Origin of the sequence: Flavobacterium cupriresistens, assembly GCF_020911925.1 — a bacterium.
Taxonomy (GTDB): Bacteria; Bacteroidota; Bacteroidia; order Flavobacteriales; family Flavobacteriaceae; genus Flavobacterium; species Flavobacterium cupriresistens.
In genome coordinates this window covers 2,477,488-2,498,233 of sequence record NZ_CP087134.1, presented here as the reverse complement: position 1 = coordinate 2,498,233, position 20,746 = coordinate 2,477,488, and the positions used below count along the sequence as shown (strand labels likewise).

General features: G+C 36.0%; 21 protein-coding genes. 15 read left to right on the top strand and 6 right to left on the bottom strand.

Annotated elements, in window-relative coordinates; genetic code table 11:
- Positions 1–56: 56 nt before the first annotated feature.
- Entirely contained in the window at positions 57–1,565 is a 1,509-nt protein-coding gene (locus tag LNP23_RS10765) for a PAS domain-containing sensor histidine kinase (RefSeq protein WP_230004881.1), read from the top strand.
- A 14-nt stretch (positions 1,566–1,579) separates the two neighbouring features.
- Here the strand turns inward: LNP23_RS10765 and LNP23_RS10760 are convergent, their stop codons facing one another.
- Positions 1,580–2,008 carry a hypothetical protein gene (locus tag LNP23_RS10760; protein WP_230004880.1) on the bottom strand — a complete coding sequence of 143 codons (429 nt, stop codon included), beginning with the start codon at positions 2,006–2,008 and terminating at the stop codon, positions 1,580–1,582.
- Positions 2,009–2,366: 358 nt separating this feature from the next.
- Here LNP23_RS10760 and LNP23_RS10755 point away from each other — a divergent pair, with 358 nt between their 5' ends.
- The 12 genes from LNP23_RS10755 to LNP23_RS10700 all read left to right on the top strand — a co-directional run bounded on the left by LNP23_RS10755 (position 2,367) and on the right by LNP23_RS10700 (position 13,783).
- On the top strand, positions 2,367–2,747 hold the full coding sequence (locus LNP23_RS10755; protein WP_230004879.1) for a hypothetical protein: 381 nt from the start codon (positions 2,367–2,369) through the stop codon (positions 2,745–2,747).
- A gap of 94 nt (positions 2,748–2,841) precedes the next feature.
- A complete protein-coding gene (locus LNP23_RS10750) occupies positions 2,842–7,182 on the top strand; it encodes a CusA/CzcA family heavy metal efflux RND transporter (RefSeq protein WP_230004878.1) in 4,341 nt (1,446 codons plus the stop codon).
- 7 nt (positions 7,183–7,189) lie between these two features.
- On the top strand, positions 7,190–8,317 hold the full coding sequence (locus LNP23_RS10745; protein WP_230004877.1) for an efflux RND transporter periplasmic adaptor subunit: 1,128 nt from the start codon (positions 7,190–7,192) through the stop codon (positions 8,315–8,317).
- A gap of 27 nt (positions 8,318–8,344) precedes the next feature.
- Positions 8,345–8,782, top strand: coding sequence for a hypothetical protein (locus LNP23_RS10740; RefSeq protein WP_230004876.1), 438 nt, complete (start codon positions 8,345–8,347; stop codon positions 8,780–8,782).
- 381 nt (positions 8,783–9,163) lie between these two features.
- Entirely contained in the window at positions 9,164–9,376 is a 213-nt protein-coding gene (locus LNP23_RS10735) for a hypothetical protein (RefSeq protein WP_230004875.1), read from the top strand.
- Between the two features lie 9 nt (positions 9,377–9,385).
- Positions 9,386–10,075 carry a VIT1/CCC1 transporter family protein gene (locus LNP23_RS10730; RefSeq protein WP_230004874.1) on the top strand — a complete coding sequence of 230 codons (690 nt, stop codon included), beginning with the start codon at positions 9,386–9,388 and terminating at the stop codon, positions 10,073–10,075.
- A gap of 105 nt (positions 10,076–10,180) precedes the next feature.
- Positions 10,181–10,615 (top strand): thioredoxin family protein, encoded by a 435-nt coding sequence (locus LNP23_RS10725; RefSeq protein ID WP_230004873.1) that lies wholly within the window; start codon positions 10,181–10,183, stop codon positions 10,613–10,615.
- 40 nt (positions 10,616–10,655) lie between these two features.
- Positions 10,656–11,549 carry an FAD:protein FMN transferase gene (locus tag LNP23_RS10720; protein ID WP_230004872.1) on the top strand — a complete coding sequence of 298 codons (894 nt, stop codon included), beginning with the start codon at positions 10,656–10,658 and terminating at the stop codon, positions 11,547–11,549.
- Positions 11,546–11,779 (top strand): DUF4266 domain-containing protein, encoded by a 234-nt coding sequence (locus LNP23_RS10715; RefSeq protein WP_230004871.1) that lies wholly within the window; start codon positions 11,546–11,548, stop codon positions 11,777–11,779. The genes LNP23_RS10720 and LNP23_RS10715 overlap by 4 nt, the downstream gene beginning before the upstream one ends.
- A gap of 18 nt (positions 11,780–11,797) precedes the next feature.
- Entirely contained in the window at positions 11,798–11,938 is a 141-nt protein-coding gene (locus LNP23_RS10710) for a hypothetical protein (protein WP_230004870.1), read from the top strand.
- A gap of 82 nt (positions 11,939–12,020) precedes the next feature.
- Positions 12,021–12,983: a DUF3570 domain-containing protein gene (locus LNP23_RS10705; protein ID WP_230004869.1), complete on the top strand. Its 963-nt coding sequence runs from the start codon at positions 12,021–12,023 to the stop codon at positions 12,981–12,983.
- A gap of 17 nt (positions 12,984–13,000) precedes the next feature.
- Positions 13,001–13,783, top strand: coding sequence for a hypothetical protein (locus LNP23_RS10700; RefSeq protein WP_230004868.1), 783 nt, complete (start codon positions 13,001–13,003; stop codon positions 13,781–13,783).
- Between the two features lie 1,831 nt (positions 13,784–15,614).
- Here the strand turns inward: LNP23_RS10700 and hemA are convergent.
- From hemA to LNP23_RS10675, 5 genes are all read right to left on the bottom strand, one after another.
- Positions 15,615–16,919 (bottom strand): glutamyl-tRNA reductase, encoded by a 1,305-nt coding sequence (gene hemA / locus LNP23_RS10695; protein ID WP_230004867.1) that lies wholly within the window; start codon positions 16,917–16,919, stop codon positions 15,615–15,617.
- Between the two features lie 256 nt (positions 16,920–17,175).
- A complete protein-coding gene (locus LNP23_RS10690; RefSeq protein ID WP_230004866.1) occupies positions 17,176–17,769 on the bottom strand; it encodes a globin family protein in 594 nt (197 codons plus the stop codon).
- A 20-nt stretch (positions 17,770–17,789) separates the two neighbouring features.
- Entirely contained in the window at positions 17,790–18,224 is a 435-nt protein-coding gene (locus LNP23_RS10685) for a hypothetical protein (protein ID WP_230004865.1), read from the bottom strand.
- A gap of 131 nt (positions 18,225–18,355) precedes the next feature.
- Positions 18,356–19,195: a DUF5777 family beta-barrel protein gene (locus LNP23_RS10680; protein ID WP_230004864.1), complete on the bottom strand. Its 840-nt coding sequence runs from the start codon at positions 19,193–19,195 to the stop codon at positions 18,356–18,358.
- Between the two features lie 27 nt (positions 19,196–19,222).
- Positions 19,223–19,612 (bottom strand): OB-fold protein, encoded by a 390-nt coding sequence (locus LNP23_RS10675; RefSeq protein ID WP_230004863.1) that lies wholly within the window; start codon positions 19,610–19,612, stop codon positions 19,223–19,225.
- Positions 19,613–19,781: 169 nt separating this feature from the next.
- Between LNP23_RS10675 and LNP23_RS10670 the strand changes: the two genes are divergently transcribed.
- Together LNP23_RS10670 and LNP23_RS10665 are read left to right on the top strand one after the other, a co-directional pair.
- Positions 19,782–20,150 (top strand): hypothetical protein, encoded by a 369-nt coding sequence (locus LNP23_RS10670; RefSeq protein ID WP_230004862.1) that lies wholly within the window; start codon positions 19,782–19,784, stop codon positions 20,148–20,150.
- Positions 20,120–20,704 (top strand): YceI family protein, encoded by a 585-nt coding sequence (locus LNP23_RS10665; RefSeq protein WP_230004861.1) that lies wholly within the window; start codon positions 20,120–20,122, stop codon positions 20,702–20,704. The genes LNP23_RS10670 and LNP23_RS10665 overlap by 31 nt, the downstream gene beginning before the upstream one ends.
- The last annotated feature ends 42 nt before the right edge of the window (positions 20,705–20,746 follow it).

Genomic DNA, 20,746 nt, shown 5'->3' with positions numbered 1-20,746 from the left:
TAACATAAAAACATCTAATCATAAATAAATTCAGCAAAAATATAAACATACTAACGATGTACGATAATCTATTGCTTTTAAAAGACATTGTGGATAACACCCCCTTACCAATAGCGGTTTATACAGGTAATGAACTAAAAATAGAATTGGCCAATCCCGCTATAATACAAACTTGGGGCAAAGGAGAACAGGTTATTGGAAAAACATACCTTGAAGTACTTCCTGAGATTCAGAACCAGCAGTTTTTTGAACAGGCATTGAGTGTTTTCCAAACTGGAATAGCTTTTCATGCCAAAGATAAAAAAGTGGATCTGGTAGTCCATGGTGTAGTACAAACCTATTACTTTAACTACAGCTTTATCCCTCTTTTTGATAAAGAAGCGAAAATCTATGGTGTGATGAACACAGGTTCTGATGTGACCGATCTGCATATGGCAAAACAGCAGACCCAAAGTGCAGAGGAAAGGCTAAGAATCGCTATTGACTCTTCAGGCATGGGGACTTATGAAATAGACCTGGCTACCAAAAAAATCAAAACCTCAGGGAATTTCAATACTATCTGGTCCATCGATGAAGAAATTGCAAACGAACAGCTCATCGCAAAACTGCACCCGGAGGATCAGGCACTGCGCGAGAAGGCGCACCAGCAGGCACAAAAAACAGGAAAAATGTGCTATGAGGCCCGAATCATAAATGAAAATGATACTATAAAATGGGTGAAGATCAATGGCAAAATCATCACCGACAACAATGGTAATCCAGCCACTATTATTGGCATTATACAGGATATCAATGAGCAGAAAGAATTTGAAGGCGAATTAAAAAAACAGGTCGAGCAGAGTACTCAGGACCTCAGAAGATCCAATGATGACCTGCTGCATTTCGCTAATGTAGTAAGCCATGACCTAAGAGAGCCGGTGAGAAAAATTAAAACCTATAACACCCTTTTGCGAAATGAAAAAGAAACTGACTTTAGTGAAAATTCTAAAAAATATATCAGTAAAATTGAGCAGTCAACCCAAAGAATGAGCAACCTGATAGAGGGAATACTGGCCTATTCAACCCTGGACAAAACGATGCAGCCTATTGAAAAAATTAATCTTAATGAGGTTATTGAAAATATAAAAACAGATCTGGAACTCATTATAAAAGAAAAAGGAGCTATACTGATTACTTGTGAATTTCCTGAAATTGAAGGCGCTCCTATATTAATCAGCCAGCTTTTCTACAACCTGATACAAAATGCGCTTAAATTCTCCAAAGCAGATGAGCCGCCAAGGGTTATTATCACCTGCTCTGGGGTAAATATTGAAGGCCGGGATTGTGTAGAAATTACAATCAAAGACAATGGTATAGGACTTGATCCGACATTTGCTGAGAAAATTTTTACCGCCTTTGAGAGATTGCATTCCAAAGACAAATACGAAGGTAACGGCCTTGGTCTTGCACTCTGCAGAAAAATAGCAAAAAGACATAATGGTACCATTACTGCAACAGGAGAAAAAGACAATGGAGCGGAATTTAAAGTTACTCTGCCCTTAAAACAAACAGCTAACAGTGTTTAAAATTTTATTATATCCTATTTTATATTCTTGTAAATTTCAATTTTACCTATTACATCAAAATTCAAAGGATAATTAATAGGGAATTCATAATTTTCATCCATCAAGATGATCATTTCAGCCTGATAAATCGAATTACCCAAACTTAGCTTTGGATTTTTGGATAAAATAAGATAATAGGGCAATGCACTTTGAGATAATTCATTATTGATAAGCATATCAAATCCCTCTTTTCTGGTTTCTTGAATAAAACAAGAACCGGGAAAGTTGTGTTGATTTTTATCTATAAAACGCTTAAATACTTCAAGATCTGATTGGTTAAATGAAAGCGCTTGTAAATTTAAATCGCTGAACTTATCAAGTTTAAACCATTTAATATTTACAATTAAATTTTTAGAATCTAGATTGTATTTAAAATAGGCCAGCTGCGTATTTATAGTATACATGGATAATATTTCTAATAAATTATTATAAGACAGTTTATTCGTAATGCTCTACAGCTGGGCATGTATTCCTATTTTAACGGTTGATAAAAAGGTGTTTTTTTAATAGTTATTTTTATACAATGGCTAATTTAGTATGAATTGAAGTAAAAAAACACTCAAACTTAACATTTAGAATCATTCTAATGAGTAAGAAAAAACCTCCAATGCCTATCTATATTTGTTCCTTGTTTTTTAATAGTGCTTTTATCTTTCTACAAGAAAAACTTAAAAGTACTTTCAGATAACACTTACTATTTACAACATTTCTAAACAACCAGTTACCTTAAATATCAAAAGAATAATTAATTATCTTTGAATTGTGAAAAAGCACCTTTCCATATTATTTTTGTCTGTTTACCTGCTGTCTGTGACGCAGTTGACCGAACTCATAAAACTGCCTGTAATGGTGCAACATTATGTGGAACATAAACAACAAAATCCTAGTTTGACAATTCTTGAATTTTTATCCATTCACTACCAGGGACCAGATGTATTTGATGCCGATTATGAAAAGGATATGAAACTGCCTTTTAAATCACACACCAATATCAGTTCTGTTGTATTTTATCCTTTAATTCAAGAATACAAAACCATACAAAAAGTAAATTTTGTGTATAAAAAACAAAATTTATATACCTATTCGTTCTCCTATTCATCTATTTCCCTTTCCTCTATCTGGCAGCCGCCCAGAGACTGTTAATCGTTTTTTACCGGCTTAAAAACTTTCACGTCTAACGGCGCGTGTTTTTGCTATTTCTTATTTTTTTTATAACGACGATTAACAAAACAAACTTATGCTTACTAAAATAATTGAGTTTTCCGTAAGGAATAAACTCATCGTAGGGCTTTTTATAATTGCCCTGATTGGCTATGGCTCATACCAGGCCGCCCGCCTGCCTATTGATGCTGTTCCGGATATCACAAACAACCAGGTACAGATCATAACTATCGCTCCATCATTTGGAGCCACTGATATTGAGCGCCTGGTCACTTTTCCTATAGAACAGGCTAACAGTAATATCTCCGGCATGAAAGAGATTCGCAGCTTTTCCAGATTTGGATTATCGCTGGTTACTATTGTTTTTGATGATGATGTTGATATCTACTGGGCCAGACAGCAAGTTGCTGAACGCCTGCAGCAGGTGCAAAATGAGATTCCGCAAGGCATTGGCTCCCCTACACTCGGGCCTATATCGACAGGACTTGGCGAAATCTACCAATATGTGGTGAAACCCAAAAAAGGGTACGAACAAAAATTCAATGTAACGGACTTAAGAACAATTCAGGACTGGATTGTGAGACGTCAGCTATTGGGCGTCAAAGGAGTGGCTGAAGTGAGCAGTTTTGGCGGTAAACTCAAGCAGTACGAAATCAGTATCAGTCCTGATAAACTTAATGCTTATGGGATAACCATTAATGATGTTTTTACGGCGGTTCAGAACAACAACCAAAATACTGGCGGTTCTTATATAGAAAAAGGCCCAACCGTGCTTTATATCCGAAGCGAAGGCCTTATTGGGAATATAGCGGATATAGAGAATATCGCCATTGTCAATAAAAACAGTGACACTCCATTGTTTATAAGAGATGTAGCTCAGGTAAAAATTGGTTTTGCCACACGTTACGGGGCAATGTGCTACAATGACGAAGGGGAAGTTTCAGGAGCGATTGTCATGATGCTTAAAGGTGCCAATAGTAGTGAGGTGATTCAAAATGTAAAAGAAAAAATTGCCCAAATACAAAAAACACTGCCTGAAGGTGTCGAAATTGAACCTTTTCTGGACCGGACAAAAATGGTCAATAATGCCATTGGTTCAGTGGAGAAAAACTTACTCGAAGGCGCTTTAATTGTGGTATTTGTTCTGGTGCTGTTTCTGGGGAATTTCAGGGCCGGTTTACTCGTTGCATCGGTAATTCCCCTGGCCATGCTCTTTGCTGTTTGCATGATGAATCTCTTTGGTGTAAGCGGAAATTTAATGAGCCTTGGAGCGCTGGATTTCGGATTAATTGTAGACGGCGCGGTCATAATTGTTGAAGCCATTATGCATCATCTCGCCAGTACTGCTAAATATAAGGAACATGCCTCGCTTACTGCTGCTCAAATGGATAAAACCGTTACCAGCTCAGCCAGTAAAATGATGAACAGTGCTGTATTTGGGCAAATCATCATATTGATTGTTTACTTACCCATTTTTACCCTGCAGGGTATAGAAGGCAAAATGTTTAAGCCTATGGCTCAAACCGTTGCTTTTGCTCTGCTGGGCGCTTTTATTTTGTCCCTGACTTATATTCCGATGATGAGCGCTTTTTTTCTAAGTAAAAAAACAAAACACAAAGAGAATTTATCAGACACGGTAATGAAGCGCCTTGAAAACAGCTATCAAAATACTCTAAAAAAGATTCTCCGTTTTCCTAAAGCCGTATTGGGTTCTGTTTTGCTTCTTTTTGTACTGGCTGTTATAACCCTTAGCACTTTGGGAGGCGAATTTATACCTGCTCTTGAAGAGGGAGATTTTGCAGTAGACACACGGGTGCTGACAGGCAGTAACTTAAATACTACTATAGAAAGTACCCAGAAAGCGGCACATATACTCAAAAGCCAGTTTCCGGAAGTATTAAAAGTAGTGACAAAAATAGGCAGCGGCGAAGTTCCTACAGATCCAATGCCAATGGAAGCCAGTGATATGATGGTGATTTTAAAAGATAAAAAAGAGTGGACATCGGCTAAAACTTTTAATGAATTATCGGCTAAGATGAGCAAAGCCTTAGAAAACGTTCCCGGAATCACAACAGGATTTCAATTCCCGGTACAAATGCGTTTTAATGAACTCATGACGGGTGCCAGGCAAGATGTTGTGCTTAAAATATTTGGAGAAAACCTGGATACCTTAGCGGTGACGGCAAACAAACTGGGCAAAATTATTAACAAGGTAGACGGAACTGCCAATTTATTCATAGAACCCGTTGCCGGTATGCCGCAAGTAATTATATCGTATAACCGGCCTGCAATTGCCCAGCATCATTTATCAATAGCCGATATTAATAAAGTCATCAATACCGCTTTTGCAGGACAAAGCACGGGCTTAGTGTTTGAACAGGAAAAAAGGTTTGATCTGGTGGTGCGCCTGAGCGCCAATGAAAGAAAAGATATCCAGGACATTCAAAATCTGCTTATTCCCTCATCAGACGGAAGCCAGATTCCTTTATCACAGCTTGCCGCTGTAGAAATTAAAAACGGTCCCAACCAAATACAGCGTGAGGACACAAAACGCAGGATTGTTGTAGGTTTTAATGTAAAAGGCAGAGATGTGCAAAGTATCGTAAATGAATTACAAGCCAAAGTAGACAAAGAGCTAAAATTGCCTGCGGGGTATTATGTTACTTATGGCGGTGCATTCGAGAATTTAAATCAGGCCAAAAACCGCCTTATGATTGCCGTTCCTGTTTCGCTGGTACTCATTTTTATTTTACTCTTTTTTGCTTTTAATTCCGTGAAGCATGGACTCCTTATTTATACTGCAATTCCGCTGTCGGCAATTGGAGGAATATTTTTCCTGGCCCTGCGCGGTATGCCGTTTAGCATAAGTGCCGGTGTCGGTTTTATTGCTTTGTTTGGAGTAGCCGTTTTAAATGGAATTGTATTAATCGCCGAATTTAACCGGCTTAAAAATAACGGAATGAAAAATCTCTCCCAAATTGTTTTAACAGGAACAAAATCAAGACTTCGTCCTGTATTAATGACTGCTTTTGTAGCTTCGTTGGGCTTTTTGCCAATGGCCTTAAGCAACGGTGCAGGTGCCGAGGTACAACGTCCTTTGGCAACAGTAGTAATTGGCGGTTTGTTAGTAGCTACTTTTCTGACCTTATTTGTACTGCCCCTGCTCTATATCTTGTTTGAAAAAGGCTTTAAAATAAAAAGTTTAACTCAAAAAACAGCATTTGTTCTGGTTTTCTTTTCTGTTTTTTCAGGTGTAAATGCACAGGAAAAAATAAGCATTGAAACAGCACTAAAAATGGCAGCAGAGAAAAATAACAGTATAAAAAACGAAAAGCTGAGAACGGCTTACACGCAAGCGCTCATTAAATCAGGAGCTGATATTCCTAAAACAACCGTCTTTGCAGAAGCTGGACAAATAAACAGTGCGTATGATGATACGAGATTTGGAATTTCGCAGACTATTGTATTTCCTACAATATATAAAAAACAAAAACAGCTCTTATCAGAACAATGGAAAACTTCGGCATTAAATACTTCATTAAAAGAGCGGGAAATTAAAAAGGCTGTAACACAAGTTTTTTATACCTTTCTTTATTATAAAGAAAAAGAAAAGCTTCTGCAAGAGGCCGATACCCTTTTCAATGTTTTTTATGCCAAAGCAAACCTTCGACTGCAAAAAGGAGAAAGCAACATTCTGGAAAAAACCACTGCCGAAAACCAAAGGGCTGCCATTGCCATACAATTGATGCAGCTAGAGCAAGAGATGCAGACCGCATTATTGGAACTTCAGGTACTTTTGAACTCAGAAAACACCGTTATTCCATTTGATAAAAGCCTTAAATGCCCTCTTAGACCAATGAATGATGGAATTGAGAATAATATAATCTTAAAACTCTCGCAGCAGCAAAAAAATAATGCCGCCGCTCAAACGCAGTTAGAAAAGTCAAAATACCTGCCGGATCTCACTATTGGCTACTTTAACAATAGTTTTAAAGGCATGGGACCTGATAATAATTATTATAACGGAAGTAACCGCTTTAGCTCAGTACAAGCGGGACTGGGAATTCCTCTTTTTGGAGGAAGCCAGAGCGCCAAAATACAGGCATCAAAGGTGGGAGAAAGCATTGCAGAAAATGAATATCAAATGCAATTGCAGGTTTTGCAGAATCGGTATAAACAATTAATGGCTGCTCATAAAAGCAATACCGAAATAACACAATATTTTGAAGAATCAGGCATCAAAAACGCTGTGCTGATTAAAGAAACAGCCAATAGACAATTCAGTAACGGTGAGATTAATTTCCTGGATTTTGTAATGGTAATCAATCAGGCCATTAACATACAAAGCAATTATTTAGAAGCTGTAAGAGCGCTGAACCAGAGCAGTATCGAACTTAACTTTATCACTTCAAATTAACACTTAAATGAAAAATATATCCTTGTTTATAAGCATGCTTTTTATACTAAATGCATGCAAAAACACGACCGAAGAACAAGCAGTAACAGAAAAACCTATGAACGAAAATAGTGTAATACTTACTGATGCGCAACTTAAAAATGCCAATATCGCAACTGCCCAATTAACACAGAAAAATATTGCTGGGGTTATAAAACTGAATGGAAAAATAGATGTTCCGCCGCAAAATTTAGTGTCTGTAAATGCTCCCCTTGGAGGATATTTGATAAACAGTAAACTCTTACCGGGAATGCAGGTAAAAAAAGGGGAAGTAATCGCTGTTTTGCAAGATCAGCAATATGTTCAGCTGCAGCAGGATTATCTTACGGCTAAATCTAAACTGCATTTTGCAGAGTTGGAATTCACACGCCAAAAAGATCTTAATCAATCTAAAGCCAGCAGTGATAAAGTAACACAATCAGCAGAATCTGAAGTAAGCAGTCTTCATATAACAGTAAACGCTTTATCCGAAAAACTCAAACTCATTAATATCAATCCGAATCATTTGTCAGCCAATAAAATTTCTAAAAGTATCAGTATTTTGAGTACCATAACCGGTTTTGTAAGCAAGGTCAACATTAATATAGGCAAATATATCGCTCCGGGTGAAGTAATGTTTGAGCTTATAGATCCCAGCGACATTCACTTAAACCTTACTGTTTATGATACCAATATTGCACAGCTTGCCATAGGGCAAAAAGTGATTGCCTACAGTAATGCGGCGCCCAATAAAAAGTACCAATGTAAAATTATCTTAATCAACAAAGACATTAACTCTAACGGAAACACAGAGGTACACTGCCATTTTGTAAAGTATGATAAATACCTTTTACCCGGGATGTACATGAATGCTGAAATAGAAACAACATCGGGTTTGGTCAATGCACTGCCTGAATTAAGTATTGTGAATTTTGAGGGTAAAGACTATGTTTTTACCCAAACCGGAAAGCAGCAATATGAAATCACAGAAGTTGCTCTGGGAGCCAAAGAAAACGGCTATATAAAAATTTTAGATCCTGAGAAATTCAAAAATAAAAAAATTGTTACTAGTGGAGCTTACACCTTACTTATGAAAATGAAGAATAAAGAAGAATAAAATTTAAATAATTTAAAACAAAACATTATGAACGGAGCACATTATCACTTAGTATTGAATCATTTACCTATTATTATGCCTATTATAGGTTTACTGGTTCTCCTTGGCGGATTTATAATAAAATCTGAAATTGTAAAAAGAACGGCTTACTGTATTTTTATACTCGGAGCAATAACGGCATTTGCGGCAATAGCAACAGGCGATGGCGCAGAGGATGTCGTAAAACACATTGACGGAATCTCTAAGAGTTTAATCCATGAACATGAAGAAAAAGCAGAGGTATTTGCTTTATTATCTTATGTATTGGGCATCGGTTCGATAGCTGCTTTGTGGAGCAATTGGAAAAAGAAATCATATGCCAATTATATTGCTTTAGCTATACTGGTGTACGGTCTGGCAGTTTTATACTTTGGTCAGCAGACAGGCACTACAGGGGGAGAAATCAGACATTCTGAAATCAGGTAATATACTAATATACTTTGGCTACTTTATTAAAACAGCTGTTTAAAACAGTTATAATCCACAGAGGTCTGAAAAATTTCATTGAAGTAATAACCAAAGTTTGTATTCTAAAATTTAGAATCATTCTACAGGCTGTAATCCATTATTTTACAACAGGTTGATGTAATTTTATAATAAAAAAAACAAACATTTTAAATATGGGGGGTAATTCTCAACGAGACAAAACTTCATGCTATACTGGAAGAAATAGATTTAGATATTAATAAACTTAATAATCAAAAAATAAAAGCCTTTATAGAATTCTTAGGATTGAAAGACCGTGAGGATATCCCTAAGGATTTTCTTGATTGGAAAAATATTCTTGTGGTGGTGCCAAATCGCAACATGTTAAATGAAATAAAGAAATATAAGGATTCAATATCGCGAATTTCATTTATTACAAACGCAAATGCAAAGCAGATTCATATTTATGATATGAATGACTGGAAAAGCGCTACACAAAACAAAACACAATTTCAAATTAGGGAATTTCTAAAAACCAATTTTGGAGGCGTCCCAAAAACCACTAAAGATCCGGACTGGATTAAACTAATTTAAATTAGAATTATGCACGATGAAAATCATTATATCAACAGAAGCGGATGGCTCAGGGCAGCTGTTCTGGGCGCAAATGACGGAATTTTATCCACTACCAGTTTAACCATTGGCGTTGCGGCTGCAAGTGTTACCAGAGAGCCTATTTTACTGGCTGCAGTAGCGGGCTTAGTAGCCGGTGCGCTTTCTATGGCGGCAGGTGAATACGTATCGGTAAGTTCCCAGTCTGATGTAGAAACTGCCGATTTGAAAAGAGAAAAAACAGCCCTTGAAACCATGCCCGAAGAAGAACTTGAAGAACTAATGGATATTTATATCCAGAGAGGTTTAAATAAAGAACTGGCCAGACAGGTTGCTGTTGAATTAACGGCTCATGATGCTCTAGAAGCTCATGCGCGTGATGAACTCGGCATTAATGAAATTACGCAGGCAAATCCGCTGACAGCAGCTTTTGCATCAGCGATATCCTTTATTATTGGAGGTTTATTACCGCTTTTGGTCGCTATTTTTGCTCCCTTAAAACAAATGGTTTTTTACCAGTACGGTTTCTCAATACTCTTTTTGGCACTATCAGGAATACTTGCTGCTAAAGCAGGCGGATCCCATACTTTAAAAGCAGTATTGCGTATCTGCGTCTGGGGTACTTTTGCCATGGTAATGTCGGCACTCGTAGGATATCTTTTTGGTGTTCAGACTGCGTAGAAAACAGTTATTTAAATTTAAAATTTAATCCAATCTTAAGCAAATACAAAAAATAAGATACCCGACAATTCGTTATTTCGTATATATCTAAAAACAAACTGCAAAATGAAACTAATTACAATGTTCCTTTTAATGACGGTGCTTCCCATCAACTGGGAACCTGACTTTACCAATGCAAAAAAAATAGCAAAGGAAAAGCACGAATTAATTCTACTCAACTTCTCCGGTTCAGACTGGTGCGGGCCTTGTATTGTGCTTCGCAGAGACTATCTGGAAAGTCAAACATTCACAGAAATGGCCAATGACAATCTGGTACTGGTTAATGCTGATTTTCCAAGAAAGAAAAAAAACATTGGAACTCCAGAGCAGATCAAACGTAATGAGGATTTAGCCGAAATCTACAATAAAGAAGGAAGCTTCCCTCTAACACTGCTTTTGGATGCTGATGGAAAAGTATTAAAAACCTGGCACGGAAAACCTGAAACTTCACCTGAGCAGTGGACAGCAGAAATAAAAGCAATCTGTGATAGCAAAAAGTAACATACTTAAAAAACAGAAGTACTCGCAATCCCTTAAACTCATGGGAAACAACTTTACTATTACTGTTGTGGCAGAAAATGAGCATATTGGAAATAAGAGTATTAACCTTGCTATTGAAGAAATCAGACGCATCGAAAAACTTTTGACTACTTATAAAAATGACAGCCAAACCAACCTGATTAACGAAAATGCGGGAACCCGTCCTGTTAAAGTAGACCTGGAAGTTTTTAATCTTATCGAAAGATGTATCGGGATTTCGAAAATTACGCAAGGTGCCTTTGATATTTCTTACGGAAGTATCGATAAAAGTCTATGGAATTTTGATAAAACAATGACCCAATTACCAGATGCCGAAACAGCGCTCAAAATGGTACACCTTATTGATTATAGAAATATCATTTTAGATAAAGAAAACTCAACCGTATTATTGAGAGAAAAGGGAATGCGAATTGGTTTTGGCGGAATCGGAAAAGGATATGCTGCTGAAATGGCGAAGCAGGTGCTCTTAAATCATTATGTTGAAAGCGGAATTATTAATGCCAGCGGAGATCTTTCGGCCTGGGGATTACAGCCCGATGGTAGAAAATGGACGATTGGCGTAGCCGATCCTGATGCTCCAAATGCAGCATTCTCTTATATGGAAATTTCCAATAAAGCAGTGGCAACATCTGGAAATTATGAAAAGTTCGTAACTATTAACGGCAAAAAATATTCGCATACCATTGACCCAAAAACAGGACTCCCGATAACCGGAATTAAAAGTGTCACCATCATTAGCTCAAACGCAGAATTTGCAGATGCAATGGCAACTCCAATAGCGGTTATGGGTATTAAAGCAGGCTTGTTTTTAATAGATCAGATAGCAGATCTATATTGTATTATCATCGACGACAACAATAAAATTTACACCTCCAAAAACATTAACTTGAAATGAAAAAGCCAAAACAAAAAGTGTTCGTACTGTTATGCAGCATTGCTTTTACGGGCATTCTACTCACCTCCTGCACATCGGTAAAAGAATACCAGAAAGGAAAAATCAACGATTCTGAAATGGTCCTTTCCAACAGGAAAATTGAAAAAACAGAACTTAGTTTTCAATCCTACCGTGAAGGAGCTTCCGGAGCAAATGCAGGAAAAAGCGGCGGCGGCTGCGGCTGTAACTAATTTTCATACCATTAAAAAATGAAAAGAATATTCATTACAGGATTTGCCTTATTGGGATTATTTCAGGCAAGAGCACAAAATGTTCCTACAGATTCTACAAGCTATAAAAGCAAAAAACTAAAACTGGATAGAAGTAAATCTGGTTTCCAGTTATTATAAACAAAACGGAGACAATTCAGCCGTTACAGGAGGAATTGGCTCTGAACATCTGACCGATATTGCCAATACCATTGATGTAAAATTGGTAAAATACGGAGAAACCGGAATCAAACATACCTTTGATATTGAAGCTGGTATTGATCATTATACCTCTGCCTCATCAGATATGATTGATTTGAGCGCGAATTCATCTGCATCCTCTTCAGACAATCGCTTTTATCCTTCTTTGACATATCTGAGAGAAAACGAAGCGAAGGGAAGAACACTTGGAATCGGCGTTTCGTCATCGACTGAATTTGATTACCAGTCTTTTGGAGGAAATATCAGTTTTTCGCAAAAAACAAAAGACAGAAACGGAGAATTTACAGCCAAATTCCAAACCTTTATCGATCAGTTAAAACTGATTGAACCTGTTGAGCTTCGCACTTCGAGAGGTGAAGGTTACGGCAGCGCCAATAGAAATACTTTTGCAGGAACTTTAAGCTATTCTCAGATGGTTAATAAAAATCTGCAGGTAATGCTTGTAGGTGATGTTATCAGCCAAAACGGTTATTTAAGCCTTCCTTTTCACAGGGTTTATTTTGCAGACGGATCTGTTCATCAGGAAAAAATGCCCGATACCAGACTCAAAATTCCATTGGGAATCAGGGCCAGTTATTTCCTGGGAGATAATGTAATCATTAGGGCTTATTACAGATATTATACGGATGACTGGAGCCTCAGAGCACATACAGCCGATCTTGAGATTCCTGTAAAATTAACTCAGGCATTATCACTGAGTCCGTTTTACAGGTATTACACCCAAACAGGAACGAAATATTTTAAACCGTATGGCGAACATACTGCAGCCGATGAATATTACACAAGCAACTATGATTTATCTAAATTCGACAGCAGTTTCTTTGGAATGGGAATGAAATTTACTCCTCTTAATGGAATTTTTGGTCTTAAACACTGGAATACTTTAGAGATTCGTTATGGGCATTATACCAGAACAACTAATATGACTTCTGATATTATCAGTATCAATATCAAGTACAAGTAAAAAATTAAGTCATTAAATTGGACCAATTTAAAAAAAACTCGCCCTGGCTATTTTTTCAATATTCGATTATCAAAGTAACAAATAAAATAATAAATAAAATAAACCAAATCAATAAAGGTGATTTATTTGGGTACGAAATTTTTGAATTAAGTTCATCTGAAGCTATCGCAGGATATAAAGTATTAAGCAGATTATCTGGTAAAGGAATAATAAAAAGAGCTAAAAAAGGGTACTACTACAAACCAATATTTTCTGCATTTGGTGAGCAAAAACCTAAAGAGAACTTACTACTTGACCTTTATTTATTTAAAAAAGAGGAACAAGTTGCATATGTAACCGGAATTAGATTATACAATAGATTAGGCTTAATACCCGATACTCCTAGTTTTATCCACATAGCTTCTCTTGATAAACAAATTAAAGGTAAAATAGGCAGTGTAACACTAAAACCATCTAAAAGTTATGTTCAAGTCAGCTCTAATGCTATAAAATATTTAGAGCTGCTCGACGTAATCAAAGATTTAAATATTATCCCAGGGCTTCAAAAAAAAGAGGCACTGGGATATTTAAAAAAAGAATTTCATAATTTCACTACAGTAGAGATAAAAAATCTAATTAATTACGGACTTTCTTATCCTCCAAAAGTCAGAGCATTATTAGGAGCACTATTAGAAGAAATACAAATTGACAGTCAACTGTATACTGATTTGAGAAAATCCATAAAGTCTTCCAGCAACTCCTTTCAATGTGGTATAAATAAAGAATTGCTTTCCACTGCTAATTCATGGAAAATAGCATAAAATTCGGTTCTATCGAATCTGCAATATTAATGTGAAAGAAATCAGCTATCAAAAAATTATCCAGCTAATTTACAATAGGATTTAAAGAAACTCATGCATGGCTCAAGTAAATAATTCTTTCTAAAATATTTACAATGCCAATTCCAACCAGATTCATAAAAAAACCAACAAAGTCATTTGATGATGGTGGTTTATAATTTTAGCTAGTCATTACTTATTTGTTTAGAAATCTTTTTATTCAAAAATTGAACAAAATTTCAAAAAGAACTATTGGTAATTTTTCTATCAATCCTCAACAGGACATCCAAACCAAAATACTGAAGAGATATAAAGACATCCCCAGCATCCTGTAAGCCAATCTCTTCAAATTTTTCACAAAATTTATAGTAATCTGTCCTTTTTGGCTCACCACAGCCAAAAGGCGCCAACTGAACACAATTAGCCTCTCTTTTTATTATCAGCCTTTATTTTTTTTATAGAAGTGTAAAGTTATTTACTTCTTAGTATTTCAATGTTTAGTAGGTAAATTAAAACTTATCATTAATTCACTTAATAAATTAGGGTTATCAGAATCAATTTGGCATACTAATTTAGAATACAAAGAAGGAAAGAAACCTTAAATAATCTGTTTAAATCGATAAGCAAACATCTTTACACCTCTATTTTTTTATTAGTATAAAGAGCCGCAGTACTTAAAAAAAACAAAAATTGAGTATTGATTAGAAATAAAACAATTGGGTTTTACCGCGTAGAATGTGGCGCCGAGTTCTGATGCCCTTCGGATATTTGCAGGATCACTGCTGGTGGAGCGAATTACAATGCCGGCTGCTTTGATAGCCCCGCCCTGCTATTGCAATGGGGACACGGAGCTGCCTTTGCCCGTGAAACAACACACATAAAGTGCCTTTTCTCAAAAGAAAAGCAATGATGCCTATATAAGACAATAAGAGAATCAAAACACGGCTAGCGCCATAAAACAATCATAACCCGTGCGTTTATTTTTGGGAGTGATGCTGTAACTTGATTATTTTTAGATACCTTGCATTGCCGCACTTTACAATTTAAGGATGCTTTTGTAATAATACAAGAGCAGACTAAAACCGCAGCTGTTAAGCATAGTATATTTTTGGTGATGCAGAGCATGCCGATCCTTAAATAGTTTTTTTTAGTGCAAAGCTATTAAAGAACACAGCCCGCAGAGGAGAATTACAGCTCTTTAGATAATTAAGTAAACATAAAATGGAAGATTATGTTTATGGACACCCCGCCTAATGCTTTTTCAGTGTTTGGCGGGTTTTATCCAGATTTCCCAGGCTTGTAAGGGAAAACTCAAACAGTGCTGCAATAACAGCTGTAGATTAATCCTGAAGTAAAAAGAAGTCCAGCAGACACAATTCAAATCAGCATCAATATTTGGGGTTACCTGTAAGCAATCCCAAACTTTAAAAACAATTACAGACAGCTTGAATGATTTCCCATAATGAGCTGCCAGGCGTTACCTGCCGCTTTGAGCAGGGCAAATTCAATTACAGCAGTACCATCACAAAGGGCTTCCAGACCCTTAAGGCGGCCCTAAAGAAATCCAGTTGCTTCAAAGAATGGAAAAATGGCTTTACCAATACCATATGGAGAAAATAAACGATCGAAAAACTTTGGAATCTGAATAAATACTGCCGGGATTCTCAATTCTGACTTCCAATACGGATTACCGATTTATCAGACGCCTATTCGAACCGAAGTAAAGCCAGCCGCAATAGTAGTGTACCGGTATGTCCATTACTGTCAAGTATATCATAACTCATATCCTTTCATCCGCCTGAAAAAAGAATATCTATGAAAGTTTAATTTTGTATTTTTCTTCTACTGGAGAATAAGACCTGTTTGGCGCAAGCTCCCCTATGTGAAATACTTTTTCAATAAATTCAATGCTTTGATCCAGAGAAGTATTTTCATTTTTTAAATGACTTGCAAAATGGTTTGTTAATTTTTGAATAATTCTGGAACTGATCAAATCCATCTGAACATCATCAAAATTAGCTGTTTTCTTTTTTTGGAAAGCAAATTCAGCCGATACAATATCATTTAATTTCGATTTTAATGCATGAATAGTTGGTGCACATTTCCGACCGTTTACCCATGTATTCAATTCTAATTTCATATCATCAATAATAGCTTCTGCAGCAGGAATGTGTTGTTTTCTTCTTTCCAGTGTGTCATCAGTTATTTGAGATAAATTATCCAGATGTATTAAAGTTACACCGGGTATTTCCTCTACATTTGTATTTACATTTCTTGGAATGGATAAGTCCAGAATCAATAAGGGTTTCTTTAAATTAAGAGATGTTTTGTCAATAGTCGGGTTTTGTGATCCTGTAGCTACAACCAGCACATCTGCCTGCTGTAGTTCTTCTTCCAAATCGTCGTAATCTTTTACAATAACATTCAGTTTTCCAGCCAGTAATTCGGCTTTATTTTTTGTTCTGTTTATAAGAGCAATATGACTGTTTTTAGTATGTTTTACTAAGTTTTCGCAAGTATTTCTTCCTATTTTGCCCGTTCCGAATAACAAAATATTTTTATTTCCAATATCTGCTACATTTCGGATAATATACTGCACTGATGCAAAAGAAACCGATGTTGCTCCAGAAGAAATTCTAGTCTCTGTTTTAACTTTTTTGCTCGCCTGAATAACAGTATTTACCAAACGGTCCAGAAAAGTATTTACCAAACCTTCTTGTTTACTATGATTAAAGGCAGTTTTAATCTGGCTGATAATTTCAAAATCACCCAGAATCTGGCTGTCTAAACCTGTTCCCACTCGAAACATATGGTTAACAGCTTCTTCATTCTTATATATATAAGACACTGTTTGAAATTCTTCTACAGAACCATTGCTGTTTTGGCAAAGCAATTTGATGAGCTCATAAGGATGATAGGCAAAACCATAAATTTCAGTTCTATTGCAGGTAGAAGTCACAATCAGTGATTCTATGCCTTCTGCTTTGGCCTGTATCAATAAATCAGATTGTGCTTTAGTATCTAAACTAAACTTTCCTCTTATTTCTGCATCTGCTTTTTTGTAACTTAAACCTAATGCGTAAAAAGTGGCGGATCTGGACATATTAAAGTTTTCCATATTAATGCTCTGCTTAAAAAGTTCAAAAAATTATTACTGGCTAATTTATATAACAGCGCTATAAGGACTTAATTATCGCTGCCGAATAAATTGATTCAAATTGGCGATTTTAAATAATTTCATGCTATTATACACAATATCGGACTTTCAAAATATTTATATAATGATTCTATAAATATTTTAAAGAGTGTGACACTGCAAATAGTATCGAAATATAAAAACGCTGCCTTTTTCAGGCAGCGTTTTGAGAAGAAAATTATTTTTGAACTATAGGAGTTCTCAATGATTCCAAAACAGCAACTATATCAGTATAAAGCTCTGTATTTGAAGCAACGCCGTTTGCATTTGCAGCTGCTCCTACATAACCTTCGAATTTTGTATAATCCGCACTGCTTGATTTTGTTCCCATACGAGGATTTTTTGCAGGATCATGCGCAGCTGACATACTCAAACCTGAATATGTATTTACAGCATTGGTACCTCCTGTGTTAAACGAAAAGAAATCAGTCAGATTATCTGATAATTTAGCAATATTGGTAGCTTGGGTATTTCCCGTTTCTGCTAATAAAGGGGCAAAATGAGCCTGCAGATTTCCTGATGCATTCGATTGAACGTCAGCAACAATTAAGCCTATTGCAGAGTTTACCACTTTGCGGAAACTCAAACGTCCCTGTTCAATCATCTGCCCGGAATTATCCGGATCGGAAACCATTTTAGTCCCGCCTAAGCGTTCATAGATTGATGCCTTTACAGGAGGTGCAGGGGTTTCGTCGTCATTACTGCTGCAGGAAATCATAGCTGCAGATGCAGCAAGTAATACACTAAGTGTAAGTTTTGAGTAAATTTTCATAAATTTAAGGTATTAAAGGGTTAATTAAAAAAACGATTTATTTTTTGAGATAATTTATAACTCAAGCTATTTTGATCCATAGGACACACTTCTTTGTCTGCTAAATTTGCCGGCAGTATATAACGCTGGGCATCATAACGCCCTTTAGCCATCAGTTCATTGAAAACTTTCTCAGAGTTTGTAATTTTATTGTTGTGGAAATACACCACAACATTTCTTTTAACAATAATAGAGTCAGAAGTCAGGCCTTTTATGCTTCTCAGGTCGGCACAAATTTGTCTGGCCTGAAGAGAATCAATATCTGATCTAAAATCGATTCTGCTTACCTGCAGATTTGGACTATCATAAACCGGTGGTTTTGCTGTTATAATGTGAAAAAGCAAAATGGCTGCAAATAGTCCAAATATTCCGCTTAGTATAAAAAGTCCTTTTTTGATTATTTTATTAGTTTTCATAATTTTTTTTATATTTTTAAAATTATCTACGTGTACATCATCGCTGCGGTTTTAGAAATAGCTGCAGATCGATCAATTTAGAATTGTTATAAATACAGAAATAACCTAATAATTTAATTATAAAGCAGATACTAGAAAACCCTGGCAAGATTAAATCCAAAAAATATATCTCCTTTTGTCCAGTCGCCTGTTGTTCTTCCAAGATATCCGGCTTCATCAATTGCCTGTGAACTGGTAAAATGCATTTGAAAAACATGACCGCCGGTTTCCAGATCAAAACCTATAGACAGCGGATTTTTATAAAGAGAATTTGCCGCTCTGTTTAAATGTGCCGCATAATCCATATTTAAAGACCAGCGCTTAGCGAATTTATATCTTCCTCCAAATCCTATAGCATATTGAGTATTGCTTTGGTCAACGTCTTCAACAAAATTCTGATGAAAGAATGACGGCACAATTTCTAAAGACAGCTTTTCAGAAAATTTTCTGGAAATCAGCAGCTGAGCAACATAAGTAAGCCTGTCTTTAAATTGAAGTTTAGGATACAGGCTTTCTTTTAAGGTATTGTTGATAGACAAACTATTAAACCCGGCGATAGTAACAGGAAAACCGTCTTTTATTTGAGGAAACAGCATATATTTTGCTGCAAAATCATAAGCAAATTCACTTCTGGCAGCACTTACATTGAGTCCATTTGTCAAACCGTAAATAAATTTAATCTGCGTATTGGCATTATCCAGTCCGTAAAACCCTTCAAAACCATCTTTAATAGAACCAAACCGGTGTGCAACAACAAAATACAAATCGCCTTTTGCGGCCAATTTTGTAGATTCGAGATTAACAATTTTTAAAGCTTTGAATGCAGAAGTCACTTTTTCGTTCGCAGAAGGAGTTTCTACTCCAGAAAGCAGATCAGTTTGGGAGAAGGTTAACAGCGGAAATAAAAAAAATAATAGAATAAAGTTTTTCATGTGGTTAGTTTTAAATTGTTATTTGTATTAGTGTACAACTGAAGATTGGTCTATTTTAAATTCCTGGAGCAGTTCGTCATATCCTAAAAAACGCCCTTTAATTTTTAGGCTTTTCCCGGATATAATATTTTGCGGCAGACGGTTTTTGAATGTCACAAATACTTTTTCGCTCATAACAATTCCATTACCAGCTTTATCAATACTTGTTACCCGTGCGGATAATTCAATTGTTTTATCCTGATATTTGATGTAAGCCAGGCTGTCGTTTGAGGTAAACTCTCTTTCCAGCTCGTTGACGGTTACAACATAATCGGCAGTTTCCGATTCTATATCCCTATGCCCTTTGTAGAGGTAAAGGCATGCGGAAATTCCCATTATTATAAAAAGTAAAATTGTAATTGGTATTTTTTTTCTCATGATTCGTTTTTAGCATTTGGATTTATCTACGTTAAAAAAAGCCCATTGGATTTAAACCATTAAATATGCCTCCTGCCAAATCTGTATTATTCATTTCATCGTATATGATTTTGAAATGCCTGATGATTCTTAAAAATCATGTACTTATTTATAACTAAAAACCAATCTTATGAATTTAAAAACCCTTTTCGCCCTCTCATCATTAGCTTTAATCTTTGTAAGCTGCGCCAATGATGACCCAAGTACCTTAAGTGACATTACACCGATTAATGGCATGGCAACATACAAGCAAAATGTAAAATCTATAATCGATAATAACTGTGTTGTATGCCATGCAGAAGTTCCTAAAAATGGTGCGCCAATGTCTTTAGTTACTTATGAACAGGTGAAAAATGCCGTTTTAAATCGAGGACTGCTGACACGAATTTCTTTAGAAAACGGGAATAGCTCATTAATGCCGCAAGGTGGCCCAAGACTGCCTCAAACTACCATAGATATTATAAATAAATGGAATCAGGATGGATTATTAGAACAATAATCCAGAACAAGAACATGAAAAAAATCATAATAATGCCAATGATATTGGCTTCTTTTATTGTTTTTTCACAAGAAAAAATAGTAACTAAATCTGCAGTAATAACCCTTGAAGCTTCAATTCCTTCTTTTCAGCCCGTTGCCGGGACCAACAGCAGCGTAACTTTTGTTTTAAATCCCGTAACAGGCGAAGTGGCAAGCCTTGCATTATTGAAAGGATTCCAGTTTGAAATGGCATTGATGGAAGAACATTTTAATGAAAATTACATGGAAACCGATAAGTATCCAAAAGCCATTTTTAGGGGGCAAATTGAAGGGTTCGACATTAAAAGTCTAACAGAAGATTATAAAGATTATATTATAAGAGGAAAATTAGAACTTCACGGTAAATCTAAAGATATAAAAGCCATAGCAAAAATTACCAAGACAGGGCCTCGAATCACCATCATTTCTGATTTTGCAGTAAACGCCAGCGATTTCAGCATTCCAATTCCAGCGCTTATTAAATATAAACTTGACGATAGGGTTAAAGTTCAAATAATTGCAGTTTTAAAATAAGATTAAAAAAAGAATAATTTTATCAGCCAGAAATAACCTAAA